The sequence below is a fragment of the Streptomyces sp. NBC_01446 genome (genome assembly GCF_026340095.1).
Classification (GTDB): domain Bacteria; phylum Actinomycetota; class Actinomycetes; order Streptomycetales; family Streptomycetaceae; genus Streptomyces; species Streptomyces aureus.
Genome location: NZ_JAPEPO010000002.1, coordinates 1124056 through 1141419 on the forward strand (window position 1 = coordinate 1124056; position 17364 = coordinate 1141419).

12 protein-coding genes and 1 pseudogene are annotated in these 17364 nt (G+C 69.7%); 10 read left to right on the forward strand and 3 right to left on the reverse strand.

Translation table 11 applies throughout. The annotated features are described in order from the left end of the window. Positions 1–41: 41 nt before the first annotated feature. Both OG456_RS42885 and OG456_RS42890 read left to right on the forward strand, forming a co-directional pair. A pseudogene (locus tag OG456_RS42885) lies at positions 42–198 on the forward strand (aminoglycoside phosphotransferase family protein); the annotation flags it as partial. Between the two features lie 142 nt (positions 199–340). Further along, positions 341–811, forward strand: coding sequence for a luciferase family protein (locus tag OG456_RS42890; RefSeq protein WP_266570781.1), 471 nt, complete (start codon positions 341–343; stop codon positions 809–811). A gap of 66 nt (positions 812–877) precedes the next feature. Here OG456_RS42890 and OG456_RS42895 read toward each other — a convergent pair whose 3' ends face one another. After that, complete coding sequence (locus OG456_RS42895; RefSeq protein ID WP_266570497.1) at positions 878–1948, reverse strand: LacI family DNA-binding transcriptional regulator; 1071 nt, start codon at positions 1946–1948, stop codon at positions 878–880. A 256-nt stretch (positions 1949–2204) separates the two neighbouring features. Between OG456_RS42895 and OG456_RS42900 the strand changes: the two genes are divergently transcribed. The 5 genes from OG456_RS42900 to OG456_RS42920 all read left to right on the forward strand — a co-directional run bounded on the left by OG456_RS42900 (position 2205) and on the right by OG456_RS42920 (position 9873). Then, on the forward strand, positions 2205–3497 hold the full coding sequence (locus OG456_RS42900) for an ABC transporter substrate-binding protein (protein ID WP_266570498.1): 1293 nt from the start codon (positions 2205–2207) through the stop codon (positions 3495–3497). A gap of 18 nt (positions 3498–3515) precedes the next feature. Continuing rightward, positions 3516–4487: a carbohydrate ABC transporter permease gene (locus OG456_RS42905; RefSeq protein ID WP_266570499.1), complete on the forward strand. Its 972-nt coding sequence runs from the start codon at positions 3516–3518 to the stop codon at positions 4485–4487. 32 nt (positions 4488–4519) lie between these two features. Continuing rightward, complete coding sequence (locus tag OG456_RS42910) at positions 4520–5404, forward strand: carbohydrate ABC transporter permease (RefSeq protein WP_266570782.1); 885 nt, start codon at positions 4520–4522, stop codon at positions 5402–5404. 62 nt (positions 5405–5466) lie between these two features. Next, positions 5467–6738 (forward strand): glycosyl hydrolase, encoded by a 1272-nt coding sequence (locus OG456_RS42915; RefSeq protein ID WP_266570500.1) that lies wholly within the window; start codon positions 5467–5469, stop codon positions 6736–6738. Between the two features lie 120 nt (positions 6739–6858). Then, positions 6859–9873, forward strand: a complete 3015-nt coding sequence (locus tag OG456_RS42920; RefSeq protein WP_266570501.1) for a glycoside hydrolase family 38 C-terminal domain-containing protein — start codon at positions 6859–6861, stop codon at positions 9871–9873. Between the two features lie 52 nt (positions 9874–9925). Here the strand turns inward: OG456_RS42920 and glgX are convergent, their stop codons facing one another. Further along, positions 9926–12055: a glycogen debranching protein GlgX gene (glgX, locus tag OG456_RS42925; protein ID WP_266570502.1), complete on the reverse strand. Its 2130-nt coding sequence runs from the start codon at positions 12053–12055 to the stop codon at positions 9926–9928. Positions 12056–12227: 172 nt separating this feature from the next. Then, positions 12228–12803, reverse strand: coding sequence for a pep a2 (locus OG456_RS42930; RefSeq protein WP_266570503.1), 576 nt, complete (start codon positions 12801–12803; stop codon positions 12228–12230). A 304-nt stretch (positions 12804–13107) separates the two neighbouring features. Here OG456_RS42930 and OG456_RS42935 point away from each other — a divergent pair, with 304 nt between their 5' ends. From OG456_RS42935 to treS, 3 genes are all read left to right on the forward strand, one after another. After that, positions 13108–13380 (forward strand): DUF5133 domain-containing protein, encoded by a 273-nt coding sequence (locus OG456_RS42935; RefSeq protein WP_266570504.1) that lies wholly within the window; start codon positions 13108–13110, stop codon positions 13378–13380. 251 nt (positions 13381–13631) lie between these two features. Continuing rightward, a complete protein-coding gene (locus tag OG456_RS42940; RefSeq protein WP_323136446.1) occupies positions 13632–15641 on the forward strand; it encodes an alpha-1,4-glucan--maltose-1-phosphate maltosyltransferase in 2010 nt (669 codons plus the stop codon). Next, positions 15638–17350: a maltose alpha-D-glucosyltransferase gene (gene treS / locus OG456_RS42945; RefSeq protein ID WP_266570505.1), complete on the forward strand. Its 1713-nt coding sequence runs from the start codon at positions 15638–15640 to the stop codon at positions 17348–17350. Before OG456_RS42940 ends, treS begins: the two co-directional genes overlap by 4 nt. The last annotated feature ends 14 nt before the right edge of the window (positions 17351–17364 follow it).

The window sequence follows — 17364 nt, forward strand, 5'->3', positions numbered from 1 at the left end:
CACGAACCGGCGGGGCATGGCGAACGCGCGCGCGACCGTGCGAAATGTGCCGGGCGTTCGCCGCCCGGCGCGTGGCCGACCGGGACCCCGTCTGCGCGCAGGCTCGGTGCGACCACGGCGGCCGGGAGCGCTGGGACCGGATCCGGTCGTGGCTCGGCCCCTGAGCGCGAGGCGTTTGCGACGGCCCTGCTCGCGTGACCCGGCGCCGGGTCACGCCGTCCCCTTCCACCCCCTTGTGAGGTTCCCGAAACCGCCGATTAATCAAGCAGGCAGTGAATAGGGCTGGTTGGCGGGGTGAAGTGTGCGCAACCATGTCCACATGACCGCGGCCCATCGCGCCATGACCCAGCTGGAGTCGTGGCCGAACCTGGTAAGTGGCTCTCCCCGGTGTGCCGTAGGGCGCTCCTTCGGGACAGCGGGGTGCGACATCGTGCATTTCCATGCCAACGATGCGGCGGATCTGTACCTCACCCGGACGGCGGTCGAACGCCTCCTTCCACAGCTGCGCGACAGCACCGCGATCCGGGTGCGCCCCGGTGCCTCGTGGATCACCGTGCTGCTCGACTGCGACGACGACGTGGCACTGCTCCTGACGCTCATCAGCGTGGCCCTCAAGGAACACGACGCCGTCAGGGGGCCTGAGGAGGAGTACGGCGGACCGCGCACCGCCCGTACGGCTCCGCCCTGCGACTGGGAGCCGCGGGCGATCCCTTCGCCCCGCGCGGCCGGACCGGTGGCAGCGTCCGCTCACCACGGCCGCGTCCACGACGCGTGGAAGGCCGTCGGCCGGATGCTGCCGCACGGCCACTGACGGAAGTGCCGGGGTGCGTGAGCGGGAGTCCGTAACGGGGACTCGGCAACTGACATCGGCCGCACGTCAGTTGCCCCCGCTCGCCCCCACCTCTGCGCCCCGCGCCGCCCCCGTGCTGTCGCGCTCGATCAGGCGCGGCAGCGGCACCTGCACCGTCCGCGAGGGGCCGCCGTCCAGGAGCGCCGTCAGTTCCTGGGCCGCGGTCCGGCCGAACTGGACCGTGTCGCGGGAGAGTGCCGACAGCCAGGGCTTGACCATGCGGCACAGCGGGGAGTCCTCCCAGGCCACCACCGAGACGTCGCCGGGAACCGAGAAGCCCAGCTCACCGGCGGCGGCGACTCCGGCGACGGCCATCACGTCGTTGTCGTAGACCAGCGCGGTCGGGGGTGTGTCGCCCTCCATGACACGGCGGGTGACCGCGGCGCCCTCGGCGTCCGAGTAGTCCGTGGTCACGGAGCGCACCTCGGTCAGTCCGCGCCGCTCGGCCTCGGCGCGCAGGGTGCGGATGCGCCGCTCGGTGTGCGCGAGGCCCGGCAGGCCCGCGATGTGGACGATGCGGCGGTGCCCGAGCGCGAACAGCTCGTCGACCACCGACGCCATCGCGCCGGCGTCGTCCGCCCACACAGTCGACATGCCGGGGTGCTCCGCGTCGGGCACTCCGCCGATCACCACGGCGGGCAGCCCGAGTTCGTCGAGGAGGGCGGGGCGCGGGTCGGCGGTGCGGGGGTCGACGACGAGCACGCCGTCCACCCGGTGTTCGGCCCACCAGCGCCGGTAGACGGCGCACTCCGCCTCGACGTCCTCCACCACCTGGAACAGCAGGCCGAGGTGACGCTCCGCCAGGACCTCCTGGATGCCCGAGATGAGCTGGAGGAAGAACGAGTCCACGCCCAGCGTGTCCGCGGGGCGGGCCACGACCAGACCGACCGTGGCCGCGCCTTCGCCGGACAGCGCGCGGGCCGCCGTGCTGGGCCGCCAGCCGAGCTGTTCGGCAACCCGCCGCACCCGGTCGCGCGTGACCTCGGAGACCCCTGGCCGGTCGTTGAGCGCGAACGACACGGCGCTCTCCGAGACACCCGCCCTGAGCGCGATGTCCTTCATGGTCGGTCGGCGCGCGGGAGACCGCTTGGCTGGCACAGCTGCCCCTTTCCCCGTGGAACCCCGATGGGTTCCGCGACCAGCGTAGCGCATGCGATCCGCGCACTAATGCGCTTGAGTTCAAGACCCTAAAGCGCATTAGTCTTGGACTGCAAAAGGTCTACTCCACTGCACTGAGCTGGCATTACTTGATGTGACTCGCAGCAGTTTCCGAGAATGCATTGACTTTTTCCGTGATCGCAATGCAGGGTCTGCACGGCAACATTCGACGCCGCCGCAAAGGAGCCGTGTCACCGTGCCCATCTCTCGCAGAGCACTAGCCGCTGCCGCCGCCATCGCTGTCGTCCTGCCGCTGAGCGCGTGCGGCTCCGGGGGTGACGACAGCGGCTCGACGGACGCCTCGGGCAAGATCCAAGGCAGCATCACGTTCCAGACGTGGAATCTCAGAGCCAACTTCAAGCCGTACTTCGACGGCCTGGTCAAGGACTTCGAGAAGAAGTACCCCGGCACCCATGTGAAGTGGATCGACCAGCCCGGCGAGGGCTACGCCGACAAGATCAGCGCCGACGCCGCCGGCGGCACGCTGCCCGACGTCGTCAACGTCTCCCCCGACCTCGTGGCCCCGCTCGCCAAGGCCGGCCTCGCGCTCGATCTCGACAAGGCGGCGCCGAAGTACAAGAAGGAGTACCTGCCGGGCGCCTGGGCGAGCCACCAGATACCGGGCATGGACGGCACGTACGCCTTCCCCTGGTACCTCAACACCGGGCCGCTGTTCTACAACAAGGGCCTGTTCAGGAAGGCCGGACTCGACGCGTCCAAGCCCCCGAAGACGTACGACGCGCTGTTCGACGACGCGCTCCAGCTCGCGAAGAAGAGCAAGGGCAAGGTGGCCACGCTCGCCAACGTCCCCACCATCGAGGACTTCGGCCGCTACGGGGCCCCGCTCATGAACAAGGAGGGCACCGGCTTCGCGTTCAACGACGCCAAGGGTGTCGAACTCCTCACGAAGTACAAGGAGTTGTACGAGGCGAAGGCGCTCGACCCGCAGGCCCTGACCGCGACGCCCGAGTCGACCGGCAAGAAGTTCCTGACCGGGGCCGTGGCGATGAACCCGGGCAGTGCGCTCGACCTGTCGAAGTTCAAGAAGGAGGCGCCGAGCCTCTACAAGAACATCGGGATCACGGACCAGATCACCAGCACCGGCAAGGTGAACATGTACGTGATGGGCGTGATGGTGAACTCGCGCTCCAAGCAGAAGCCCGCGGCCGTGGCCTTCGCGCACTACGTCACCGACGCACAGCACCAGATGGAGTTCGCCAAGAAGGTCGCCATCTTCCCGAGCACCGCCGGCTCCCTGGACGACCCGTACTTCACGAAGCAGGACGGCTCGGACGAGACGCGGGTGCGGATCGCCGCGGCCGACTCCCTGAAGTCCGCGGTCAACTACACGCCGGTCCTGTTCAGCGAGCAGATGAAGACCGAGCTGCGGAATTCCGTCGCCAAGGCCCTGCAGGGCAAGGAGAGTCCCAAGACCGCTCTTGACAACGCTGTCAAGGCCTGCGACCGGCTGCTCCAGCAGCAGGGCTGAGCCCCGGAGCCGTACATCATGACGAGTCCCCTTCCGACCGTGAAGTCCGCCGCCGAGACCTCGGCGAACACAGAGGTGACGCGACCCGCGAAGACGTCGGGCGAGCGGCCCGCCTCCCGCGTCAGGCGCCATCTGCCCACCAGCCCCTGGCTGTTCGCCGCCCCCGGGCTGCTGGTCGTCGCCGTCTTCATCCTGTATCCGTTCGTCTCCACCGTGGTCAACTCCTTCACCGACCGGCGGACCCTGATCCCCGGCGAGTTCGTGGGCCTGGCCAACTTCCGGGAGCTGCTGCACGACGACATGTTCTGGACGGGGCTGCGCAACAGCGTCCTGTACATGGTCGGGGTCGTCCCCGCCCTCGTACTCCTCCCGCTGCTGCTCGCCCTCCTCGTCCAGAAGAACATCCCGGGCATCACCTTCTTCCGGTCGGCCTTCTACACGCCGGTGGTCGCGTCCATCGTCGTGGTCGGCCTCATCTGGGTGTGGATGCTGGACGAGCGCGGGCTGGTGAACTCACTGCTCGAAGCCGTGGGCATCGGCAGGGTCGGCTTCCTCAGCGACCAGTGGCTGCTCCTGTTGAGCGCCATGGCCGTCACGGTCTGGAAGGGCCTCGGCTACTACATGATCATTTACCTGGCTGCGCTGGCCAACGTGCCGCGTGAGCTGCACGAGGCCGCCTCGGTTGACGGTGCGGGCGCGGTGCGCCGCTTCTTCACCGTCACCGTGCCCGCCGTGCGCTCCACCATGGTCCTGGTCGCCGCGCTCTCCTCGGTCGCCGCCTTCAAGGTGTTCTCCGAGGTCTATCTGATGGCGGGGCCGAACGGTGGCCCCGCGGGCGAGGACACCACGCTCGTGATGCTCGTGCAGCGCACCGGCACGGGCCTGACCGGCCGCGTCGGCTACGCCTCGGCGATCTCCGTCGTCGTCTTCGTCGTCACCGTCGCGCTGATGCTGCTCGTGCTCCGCGCCGACCGGAAGGAGGACGCGTGAGCGTCACCGAGGACGTCCGTGTCACAACAGGCATGACGCGCAAGCCGGTTCGGCGGCGCCGTGCGCCGCGCGTCACCGACGAGAACGGCCGGCGCATCCGTGTCTGGGAGCTCGTGCTGCGCTACGCGCTGCTGCTCGCCGTGCTCGCGATCACCGTCGGGCCCTTCCTCTGGCAGCTGTCCACCTCGCTCAAAGGGACGCACGAGGACATCTTCAGCTCCCCGCCCACGTTCCTGCCGGCCGACCCCACGCTCCACAACTACGAACGCGTCGCCGACACCATCCCTGTCTGGGACTACGCGTTCAACTCCCTGAAGGTCGCCACCGCCAACGTCGTCACCAACTGCGTCGGCTCCGCGCTCGCGGGCTACGCGCTCGCCCGGCTGCGCTACCGCGGCCGCAAGATCGCCACCCTCGTGTTCATCCTCGCGATGCTGGTGCCCGTCGAGAGCATCGTCATCGCGCAGTTCACGACGATGCGCGAACTCGGCCTCAACAACACGCTCGTCGGCGTGGTCCTGCCGGGGTGCATCGCCGCCATGAACGTCCTGCTGATGCGCAACGCGTTCCTCAACCTGCCCTACGAGATCGAGGAGGCGGCCTACGTCGACGGGGCGAACGCCTGGCAGCGGTTCCTGCGGATCGCGCTGCCGTCCGTGAAGGGCACCCTCGCGGTCGTCGCGATCTTCGCGTTCATGGGCGCCTGGGACGACTTCCTGTGGCCGCTCATCGTGCTCAGCGACCCGGCGAAGTTCACCCTGACCATCGGCCTGAACTATCTGCACGGCACCTTCGCCAACGACGAGCGGATCGTCGCGGCCGGCACGATCATCGCCGTCGCGCCGCTGATCATCCTCTTCGCCTGTCTCCAGCGGTATTTCTTCCGCGGCGTCGGCGAGGGAGCCGTCAAGGGCTGACCGTCCGTACCGCGGACATCTCGTCACCAAGGCCCCCACGTACCACAGAACCAGGACTCCGCATGACTTCTGCCGTGCGCTTCGGCGTCAACTACACCCCCAGCCAGGGGTGGTTCCACCACTGGCTCGACTTCGACCTCGACGCCGTGCGCGCCGATCTCGACTCGATCGCCGCGCTGGGCCTCGACCACATCCGGGTGTTCCCGCTGTGGCCCTACTTCCAGCCCAACCGCACCCTGATCCGCCCGCGCGCCGTCGAGCAGCTCGTCCGGCTCGCCGACGCGGCGGCCGAACGCGGGCTCGACGTGAACGTGGACGGTCTGCAGGGCCACCTGTCGAGCTTCGACTTCCTGCCCGCATGGACGCAGACGTGGCACAGGCGGAACCTCTTCACCGACCCTGATGTGGTCAAGGGCCAGGAGGCGTATCTGCGCACCCTCGCGGGGGCACTCGCCGACCGGCCCAACTTCATCGGCATGACGATCGGCAACGAGGTCAACCAGTTCGCGGCGGGCCCGCACCCCGACCCGGACCGCATCACGCGGGAACAGGCCGGGAGTTGGCTGCGTCGGGTGCTCGCCGCGTGCGAGGAGGGAGCGCCGGGGCGGACCCATCTGCACGCCTCGTACGACGCCGCCTGGTACCAGGACGACCAGCCGTTCACGCCCACGCACTCCGCACGGCTCGGCGCGCTCACCGCGGTGCATTCGTGGGTGTTCAACGGTACGGCGCAGCGCCACGGCCGCACCGGGACGGCGACCGAGCACCATGGCGCATACCTCGTCGAGCTGTCCAAGGCCTGGGCCGGCGATCCGCACCGGCCCGTCTGGCTCCAGGAGGTCGGCGCGCCCGCGCCTCTCGTCCCGGCCGAGCACGCGGCGCACTTCACCGAGGCGACCGTCGAGAACGCCCTCGACTGCCCGGACCTGTGGGGCGTGACCTGGTGGTGCTCGCACGACGTCAGCCGTGACCTGGCCGACTTCCCCGAACTCGAGTACAGTCTGGGCCTGTTGACGAGCGATCGACAGCCCAAGCCCGCCGCGAAGGCACTCGCCCGCATCGTCGCGGACCGGCGCGCCCGTCCCCGTACGCCCGCGCCCCGCACCACCGCGCTCGTCGTCGACGCCGGTGACGACGAGTCCGCCCCGCGCCGCTCGGTATGTGCCCCCGGCGGCGCCGTCTTCGAGGCCTTCGCCCGGCTCACCGCCGACGGGGTCCGGCCCACCACGGTCCTCGCGAGCCGCGCCGACGACAAGGAACATCTGGCCGCGCGCGGCATCACGGAAGTGGTCGCACCGGACCATGTCACGCGGACCGCCGGCACGACGCCGTAATGGATCGTCCCCGATGCGGACCGCACGATTCGAGGTGCGCCGCGTCGGGGAGTTGTACAGCGTCCCGTCCGCCCCCCGCCTGGTAACCACCCGCACCTCGGACCTTACGGAGTACCCCTCATGCATGACGACCGCACGCTGGTCGAAGCCCGTCTCAAGCGCGTCCTCGACGAGCGCATCCGACCCGCCGTGTATCCCGAGTCCGTGCCGCTGGAGGTCGCGGTGTGGAACGCGCCGGGTGAGCCGGTGCCGGTCGCCGAAGGACTCGCGGCGACGCCCGAGCCGATCGCGGTGGGCGCGCGCTGGGGCGCTCCGTGGGCCACCTGCTGGTTCCGCGTGACGGGCACCGTGCCGGAGGCCTGGGCGGGCCGGACCGTCGAGGCGATCCTCGACCTCGGCTTCGACGAGAACATGCCCGGCTTCCAGTGCGAGGGCCTGGTCTACCGCCCGGACGGCACCCCGGTGAAGGGGCTCAACCCGCGCAACCAGTGGGTGCGCATCGGCGCCCCCGTGGAGGGCGGCGAGGAGGTCCGCCTGCACATCGAGGCCGCGTCCAACCCGGTCATTCTCGACTACCACCCCTTTCTGCCCACGCAGTTGGGCGACAAGGAGACCGCGGGCAGCGAGCCGCAGTACACGTTGGCGCGGATGGATCTCGCGGTCCTGGACGAGACCGTGTGGCAGCTCGTCATGGATCTCGAAGTGCTCGGCGAGCTGATGGCCGAGCTGTCGGTGGAGTCGGCACGGCGCTACGACATCCTGCGCGCCGTCGAGCGCGCCCTCGACGCGGTCGACCTCCAGGACGTGAACGGCACGGCGGCCGCCGCCCGCGAACAGCTGACGGACGTCCTGTCCGCTCCCGCCGTCCCGTCGGCGCACCGCATCAGCGCCGTCGGCCACGCGCACATCGACTCGGCGTGGCTGTGGCCGCTGCGCGAGACGGTACGCAAGGTGGCGCGGACCACGTCCAACATGACGGCGCTCCTCGAGGACGAGCCCGACTTCGTCTTCGCGATGTCGCAGGCCCAGCAGTGGGCTTGGGTCAAGGAGCACCGGCCCGAGGTGTGGGCGCGGGTCAAGAAGGCGGTCGCCGACGGCCGGTTCGTGCCGGCGGGCGGCATGTGGGTGGAGTCGGACACCAACATGCCGGGCTCGGAGGCGATGGCCCGCCAGTTCGTGCACGGCAAGCGGTTCTTCCTCGACGAGTTCGGCGTCGAGAACGACGAGGCGTGGCTGCCCGACACCTTCGGGTTCGCCGCGGGGCTGCCGCAGATCATCAAGGCCGCGGGCTCCAAGTGGCTGCTCACGCAGAAGATTTCGTGGTCGCAGACCAACAAGTTCCCCCACCACACGTTCCAGTGGGAGGGCATCGACGGCACCCGGATCTTCACCCACTTCCCGCCTGTGGACACGTACAACTGCTCCATGAAGGGCAGCGAGATCGCCCACGCGGCGAAGAACTTCAAGGACAAGGGGGTCGCCCGGCACTCACTCGCGCCGACCGGCTGGGGTGACGGGGGCGGCGGCACGACCCGCGAGATGGTCGCGAAGGCGGCCCGCCTTCGTGACCTCGAAGGGTCCGCGCAGGTGGTGTGGGAGACGCCGGAGGAGTTCTTCAAGAAGGCGGAGGCGGAGTACCCGAACCCGCCGGTCTGGGTCGGCGAGCTCTACCTCGAACTCCACCGCGCCACACTCACCAGCCAGGCCAGGACGAAGCAGGGCAACCGGCGCAGCGAGCACCTCCTGCGCGAGGCCGAGCTGTGGGCGGCGACCGCGGCGGTGCGGGCGGGATTCCCTTACCCCTACGAGGAGTTGGACCGGATCTGGAAGACGGTGCTGCTGCACCAGTTCCACGACATCCTGCCCGGCTCGTCGATCGCCTGGGTGCACCGCGAGGCGCGCAGGACGTACGAGCGGGTCGCGGAGGAACTGAACGGCATCATCGGCGCGGCCCAGCGCGCGCTGGCCGGTGAGGGCCCAGGGACGCTCGTCTTCAACTCGGCGCCGCACACCCGCGACGGTGTGCCCGCGGGCGGCGCCCGCACCCCGGTCGTCGAGGGCGAGGCCGCGATCGCTTCGCGCGCGGCGGGCGGATTCGTCCTGGAAAACGGGCTGTTGAGGGTCGAGGTCGACGACCGGGGTCTGGTCGTGTCCGCGTACGACCTCGTCGCGGGCCGCGAGACCGTGGCGCCGGGCCGGGCCGCGAACCTGCTGCAGATCCACCCGGACTTCCCGAACATGTGGGACGCGTGGGACGTCGACGAGTTCTACCGCAACACGGTCACGGATCTGATGGACGCCGACGAGGTGGCTCCGGGAGACGGCACCTCGGTACGGATCGTGCGCACCTTCGGCGACTCGCGCGTCACCCAGGTCCTCTCGCTGGCAGCCGGTGAGCGGCGGCTCGTGATCGACACGGAGGTGGACTGGCACGAGACGGAGAAGTTCCTGAAGCTGGCGTTCCCGCTGGACATCCACGCCGAGCGGTACGCGTCCGAGACGCAGTTCGGGCACTTCTACCGGCCCACGCACACCAACACCAGCTGGGAGGCCGCCAAGTTCGAGGCGTGCAACCACCGGTTCGTGCATATCGAGGAGCCCGGCTGGGGCGTCTCGCTCGTCAACGACTCGACGTACGGCCACGACGTGACGCGTACCGTGCGGGACAGCGACTCGGGCACGACGACCACCGTCCGCGTCTCGCTGCTGCGCGCGCCGCGCTTCCCCGACCCCGAGACCGACCAGGGCGTGCACCGTTTCCGGCACGCGCTGGTGCCGGGCGCGGCCATCGGCGACGCGGTCCGTGAGGGCTACCGGATCAACCTGCCGGAGCGGCAGGTGACCGGCTCCGGCGAGGTCGCTCCGCTGGTGGGTGTCGACCACGACGCGGTGGTGGTGACGGCGGTCAAGCTGGCCGACGACGGCAGCGGCGACGTGGTGATCCGCTTCCACGAGTCCCGCGGCGGACGGGTGCGCGCCACGCTCACGGCGGGCTTCGAGATCGCCGCCGCGGCGGCGACGGACCTCCTTGAGCGTCCGCTCGCCGACGCGGCGGACCCGGAGCGCGACGGCGACCGGATCACGCTGACGCTGCGCCCCTTCGAGCTGGTGACGCTGCGTCTGAAGCGGGTCTGAGCAGGTGTCGTCCGGTGGGCCGGTCACGGAACCGGCCCACCGGACGGCGCGTTCAGTCCGCCGCGCCGCGTGCCGTCCTGGCCTCCCGGGACAGCAGGACCAGGCTGCGGGCCTCGACCAGTAGGTCGGTGCCCGGCTTGTGTTCCGTCTCGTCCGCGACGCCCTGCGGGTCGGCGGTGTCGATCCGGGTCGTCCACCGCTCGCCGTAGGTGGCGTCAGGGAGTCGGAAGCGGACCGGCTTCCAGTAGCTGTTGAGGAGCAGCAGGAACGAGTCGTCGACCACCGGCCGCCCGTACGGGTCGGGCTCGGCGATGGCGTCTCCGTTGAGGAACACGGCCACCGAGTGGGCGTCGCCGCGCTGCCAGTCGTCCTCCGCCATCTCGCGTGCGTCCGGGCGCAGCCACACGAGGTCGGGCAGGGGCTGGCCCTCGTGGGTGTGTGTGTCACCGCGGAAGAAGCGGCGGCGGCGCAGCACCGGGTGGGCGGCTCGCAGGGCGATGGTGCGCCGGGTGAACTCCATCAGCTCGCGCTGGTCCTCGTTCAGGCGCCAGTCGGTCCAGGAGATCTCGTTGTCCTGGCAGTAGGCGTTGTTGTTGCCCTGCTGGGTGCGGCCCAGTTCGTCGCCGTGGGCGAGCATGGGGATGCCCTGGGAGAGCAGCAGTGTGGCGAGGAGGTTGCGCTGCTGCCGGCCGCGCAGTTCGAGCACGCCTTCGTCGTCGGTGGGGCCTTCGACGCCGCAGTTCCAGGACCGGTTGGCGCTCTCGCCGTCCCGGTTGTTCTCGCCGTTGGCCTCGTTGTGCTTGTCGTCGTACGAGACCAGGTCGCGCAGGGTGAACCCGTCGTGGGCGGTGACGAAGTTGACGCTGGCGCGCGGGCGGCGGCTGTCGTGCTGGTAGAGGTCGGACGAGCCGGTGAGCCGGGAGGCGAACTCGGCGAGGGTGTTCTCGCCCGAGCGCCAGAAGTCCCTTACGGAGTCGCGGTACTTGCCGTTCCACTCCGACCACTGGGGCGGGAACTTGCCGACCTGGTAGCCGCCCTCGCCGACGTCCCACGGCTCAGCGATGAGCTTGACGCGGCCGATCACCGGGTCCTGCTGGATAAGGTCGAAGAAGGCGGAGAGCCGGTCCACCTCGTGGAACTGCCGGGCGAGGGTGGCCGCGAGGTCGAACCGGAAGCCGTCGACGTGCATCTCGGTGACCCAGTACCGCAGGGAGTCCATGATGAGCTGGAGCACGCTGGGGTGCCGCATCAGCAGGCTGTTCCCGGTGCCGGTGGTGTCGTAGTAGTGCGCCGGGTCGCCGTCGACGAGCCGGTAGTAGGACGCGTTGTCGATGCCGCGGAAGGAGAGCGTCGGGCCGTTCTCGTTGCCTTCCGCCGTGTGGTTGTAGACGACGTCGAGGATCACTTCGAGGCCGGCCGCGTGCAGCGCCTTCACCATCGACTTGAACTCGGTGACCTGTCCGCCGCGGCTGCCCTGGGCGGCGTACGCGTTGTGCGGGGCGAAGAAGCCGATCGTGCTGTAGCCCCAGTAGTTCGACAGACCCTGGTCGCGCAGGAATCCGTCCTGCGCGAACTGGTGCACCGGCATCAGCTCGACCGCGGTCACGCCCAGCGAGGTCAGGTGCTCGATGACCGCCGGGTGTGCGAGGCCCGCGTAGGTGCCGCGCAGTTTCGCGGGGACCTTGGGATGGGTGCGGGTCAGGCCGCGTACGTGGGCCTCATAGATGACGGTGTCGGCGTACGGGCGCAGGGGCGGGCGGTCATTGCCCCAGTCGAAGGCGCTGTCGGTCACCACGGCGACGAGGGTGTGCGGCGCACTGTCGGCCGGGGACGGTCCGCCGGCCGTCCGCTCGAAGAGTGAGGGGTCGTTGTCCATCTGCCCGTCGACGGCGGTGGCGTACGGGTCGAGGAGCAGCTTCGCGGGGTTGCAGCGGTGGCCCGCCGCCGGGTCCCACGGGCCGTGCACCCGGTAGCCGTAGCGTTGGCCGGGGCCGACGGCGGGCAGATAGCAGTGCCATACGAAGCCGTCGACCTCGGTCATGGTGACCGTGTCGTGGGTGCCGTCGTCGTGGAGGAGAACGAGGTCGACGCGCTCGGCGACCTCCGTGAACAGGGCGAAGTTCGTTCCGTCGCCGTCGAATGCCGCGCCGAGGGGATAGGGGCGTCCGGTCCAGGTGAGCATCCGGCCACCGTACGGATGATCTTGGATTCGGTGTCGTCACCGCGCCGCCCGCACCCCGCCTGTCGCGCGCCCGGCCCTCGTGTGCCGCCGTCCTGACATGCCGCCGGGCCGCGGCTGCGGAAGCAGACCGTGGCCCGGTGCGGCGCGCTCCGGACGGGGCGCGGTGCTGATGTCACATCGCCGGCGTCGGGCGTACCACCCTGCGGGGGACGGACAGTTCGGGCCGGTGTGCACGGGCCGCCGGGGCGGCGGCCACGAGCGGGTCCGTGACCGCTGAGCCCGCGAACGCCGGGACCGGCACCTCGCGCGGCATCTCGAGCGCCTCGCCGATGCGCGGCGCGGGACCGACGGGAACCAGCGGGGCGCGCTCACCGAGACGGGCACGGCGGGAGAACCAGATGATCTTTCCCGTGGCCGTGGCGCAACCGCCCCAGCCGTCGCTCAACGCGGCGATCTCCGCGAGACATCCCTGGGGGGCGTAGTGCGGGCCCGGCAGGTCACGCTCGTGGTCGGACACCGCGGTGATCAGGTGCTGGCCGTTCCACCACATCTCGACGGCGGTGTTCTTGTCCGTGGCGTGCTCGTCGATCGTGTGAAGCAGCACCTCGACGCCGCGGCAGACGGGCTCTACGAGAATGTCCAGCTTCCAGTACCGCAGGTGGGCGGCCAGAATGCGCCTGACCTGCGAGACACGCTCCGAGCTGACCTCGACGTCGAGGTGGTAGTAGCAGGGCACTGCGGTATTCATCGTCTTCGGCTCCTCACCGGCGAAGCTCCCGCTCGACGTTCGCCCCCTACAGGCCGTACCCCGAACACGTAGCGTGAGCACTGATCGCTCCTGAGTCAGCCCCATCATGAGAGCGCTACTCCATTCGTGCAACACGAGGAGCCGCTTCCGGCGTCGTTGAAGCTCCAACAGGACGGGAAGTGCCGCCAAATGCACCATGGGACGGAGTACCGATCGGCGTAACGATTCGGTACCTCTCCGTGCACGGCCCCCGCGCACCGACCCGGTGCACCGTGCGCTCCAAGAGTGGGAAGTGAACAGCGACATGTTGCTACCTACCAAAACCGAAGTCGCCAGACATCTGGCGCAGTACCGCGCATGGGAACGCCTGCGGCTCGCGGCACCCGCCGACCGCCAAGTGCGGGCCCACTTCGAGGACACGGCCTACACGCTGTGCGTGCTGATGGGGAAGCGCTGCGGGCGGGAGGCCGCCGACGCGGCCGAACGCTACCTCCGCCCCAGCGTGGAGCATCCGCCGATGGCCGCACCGCCGCTCGCGGCGCCCGCGGTCGCGGTCGCCGCCCTCAGCGGGCGGTAAGGCTGGACCGTCCGGCAGAGGCGGGACGCCGGCCGACACGCCTGAACCAGGACATTTCCTGACAGGCCGAGCCCGGTCGGCTCCCGTAGCGTGTCGCCGGAGGGACGCAGCCCGTCGATGACAGCCTGCTGTGCCCGGCCGCGCGCCGGGCCAACTGGTGTGCGAGTGACGGCACGTCCCGTGGCGCATGTGAACCCGGCGGGCCCCCGACCGAGAGCGGGCCTGCCTCGAGCACGCCGGAGGTGCAAACGATGAACCCAGGCACGGTGACGGGTCGCGTCCCGATCGTGGACGTACTCCCGGCCGTCGACTGCGGCAGGCGTCCGGCGAAGGCGGTCCCGGGCGAGACGTTCGAGGTCTCCGCCACGCTCTTCGGCGAGGGCCAAGCCGCGGTCGCCGCCAATGTCGTGCTGCGCGGCCCCGACGACCGGCCGGGCCCGTGGATCCCGATGCGCGAACTGTCCCCGGGCAGCGACCGCTGGGGCGCCGACGTCACCCCCACGGGCGTGGGCAACTGGACGTACACGGTGGAGGCGTGGGGCGATCCCGTGTCCTCGTGGCGCCGGTCCGCCGGCATCAAGGTCCCGGCCGGGATCGACACGGAGCTGATCCTGGAGGAAGGCGCCGCGCTGCACGAGCGGGCCGCAGGCGGCGTCCCGGAACAGGCGGGCCGGGACGCGGTGCTCGCGGCCGTGGACGCGCTCCGCGACGAGAGCAGGCCGCCCGCCGCCCGGCTCGCCGCGGCCCTCGCGCCGGACGTGACCGCCGCCCTGGCGGAGCACCCGCTGCGCGAACACGTCTCGCGCTCGGCGCCCATGCCCCTGCTCGTGGAGCGCGAACGGGCGCTGTACGGAGCCTGGTACGAGATGTTCCCGCGCTCCGAGGGCGCCGTGGTCCGCGACGGGGAGCGGCCGGTGAGCGGCACCTTCCGCACGGCGGCCGAGCGCCTGCCCGCCGTCGCCGACATGGGCTTCGACGTGGTCTACCTGCCCCCGATCCACCCCATCGGCACCACCTTCCGCAAGGGGCCGAACAACACTCTGTCGGCCGACCGGTGGGATGTCGGAGTGCCGTGGGCGGTCGGCTCACCCGAGGGCGGTCACGACGCGATCCACCCCGACCTCGGCACCCTCGACGACTTCGACGCCTTCGTGCGCCGGGCCGCGGAACTCGATCTGGAGATCGCGCTGGACTTCGCCCTCCAGTGCTCGCCGGACCACCCGTGGGTGGAGAAGCACCCGGAGTGGTTCCAGCACCGGTCGGACGGGACCATCGCGTACGCGGAGAACCCGCCGAAGAAGTACCAGGACATCTACCCGATCGCCTTCGACCAGGACATGCCCGGCCTGGTCGCCGAGACGACCCGCGTCCTGCGCTTCTGGATGGACCACGGCGTCCGCGTCTTCCGCGTCGACAACCCGCACACCAAGCCCGTCGTCTTCTGGGAGCGGGTGATCTCCGACATCAACCGCAGCGACCCGGACGTGGTGTTCCTCGCCGAGGCCTTCACCCGGCCCCCCGTCATGCGGGCGCTCGCCAAGGCCGGTTTCCAGCAGTCGTACACGTACTTCACGTGGCGCGACACGAAGCAGGAGCTCACCGAGTACCTCACGGAGCTCTCCCGGGACACGGCCGCCTACATGCGTCCCAACCTGTTCGTGAACACGCCCGACATCCTGCCCGGCTACCTCCAGAAGGGCGGCCGCCGCGCCTTCGAGGTGCGTGCCGTGCTCGCGGCCACGCTCTCCCCGACCTGGGGGGTGTACGCCGGGTACGAGCTGTGCGAGAACACGCCGGTCCGCGAGGGCAGCGAGGAGTATCTGCACTCGGAGAAGTACGAACTGCGGCCGCGTGACTGGGAGTCGGCCGAGCGGTCAGGGCGTTCCATCGCCCCGCTCATCACCACCCTGAACCGCGTCAGGCGGAACCACGGCGCCCTTCGCCTGCTCAGGAACCTCCACTTCCACCACACCGACAACGACGCGCTGATCGCGTACAGCAAGCGCTCGGGCCCCGACACGGTCGTGGTGGTCGTCAACCTCGACCCCCACCACACCCAGGAGGCGACGGTTTCTCTGGACCTGCCTCAGCTCGGACTCGACGCGCACGCGAGCGTGCCGGTCCGCGACGAGCTGACCGGCGAGACATACCAATGGGGCAGGACGAACTATGTGCGCCTCGAGCCGGGCCGCGCGCCCGCGCACATCCTCACCGTCCTGCGACCGTCCTCACCGCCCACCGGAGGGTCACCCACCACATGATCGTCAACAAGCCCGTCCCGGACACCTTCGAGGACACCCCCACCAAGGACCGCGACCCCGACTGGTTCAAACGCGCCGTCTTCTACGAGGTCCTCGTCCGCTCCTTCCAGGACAGCAACGGCGACGGGGTCGGCGACCTCAAGGGCATCACGTCCAGGCTGGACTATCTCCAGTGGCTGGGCGTCGACTGCCTCTGGCTGCCACCGTTCTTCAAGTCCCCGCTACGGGACGGCGGTTACGACGTCTCGGACTACACGGCGGTCCTGCCCGAGTTCGGCAATCTCGCGGACTTCGTGGAGTTCGTCGACGCCGCGCACCAGCGCGGGATGCGCTTGATCATCGACTTCGTCATGAACCACACCAGCGACCAGCACCCGTGGTTCCAGGAATCCCGAAAGGACCCCGACGGGCCGTACGGCGACTACTACGTCTGGGCCGACGACGACAAGCAGTACGAGGACGCGCGGATCATCTTCGTCGACACCGAGTCCTCCAACTGGACGTTCGACCCGGTGCGCCAGCAGTACTACTGGCACCGCTTCTTCTCCCACCAGCCGGACCTCAACTACGAGAACCCGCGCGTCCAGGAGGAGATCCTCGCCGCGTTGCGCTTCTGGCTGGACCTCGGCATCGACGGCTTCCGGCTCGACGCGGTGCCCTACCTCTACGCCGAGGAAGGCACCAACTGCGAGAACCTCCCCGCTTCCCACGCCTTCCTCAAGCGCGTACGGGCCGAGGTGGACGCGCACTACCCGGACACGGTGCTGCTCGCCGAGGCCAACCAGTGGCCTGAAGACGTGGTCGACTACTTCGGCGACTACGCCTCCGGCGGCGACGAATGCCACATGGCCTTCCACTTCCCCGTCATGCCACGCATCTTCATGGCCGTGCGCAGGGAGTCGCGCTACCCGGTCTCGGAAATCCTGGCCAAGACCCCCGCCATTCCGTCGAGTTGCCAGTGGGGCATCTTCCTGCGCAACCACGACGAACTCACGCTCGAAATGGTCACCGACGAAGAACGCGACTACATGTACGCGGAGTACGCCAAGGACCCGCGGATGCGCGCCAACATCGGCATCCGCCGCCGCCTCGCGCCACTCCTCGACAACGACCGCAACCAGATCGAACTGTTCACCGCCCTCCTGCTCTCCCTGCCGGGCTCGCCGATCCTCTACTACGGCGACGAGATCGGCATGGGCGACAACATCTGGCTCGGCGACCGCGACGCCGTCCGTACACCGATGCAGTGGACACCGGACCGCAACGCGGGCTTCTCCTCCTGCGACCCGGGCCGGCTCTCGCTCCCCACGATCATGGACCCGGTCTACGGCTACCAGGTCACGAACGTCGAGGCGTCCATGTCGTCCCCGTCCTCGCTCCTGCACTGGACCCGGCGCATGATCGAGATCCGCAAGCAGAACGAAGCCTTCGGCCTGGGCTCGTACACCGAACTCCCTTCGTCCAACCCGGCGGTGATCGCGTTCCTGCGCGAGTACAAGGACGACCTCGTGCTGTGCGTGCACAACTTCTCGCGCTTCGCCCAGCCCACCGAACTCGACCTCCAGGCCTTCGACGGCCGCCACCCGGTCGAGCTCATCGGTGGCGTCCGCTTCCCCGCCATCGGCCGGCTCCCGTACCTGCTGACCCTCGCGGGCCACGGCTTCTACTGGTTCAGGCTCCGCAAGGAAGCCGTCAGCACCACGTGGTGACCGGCGGCCCCGCA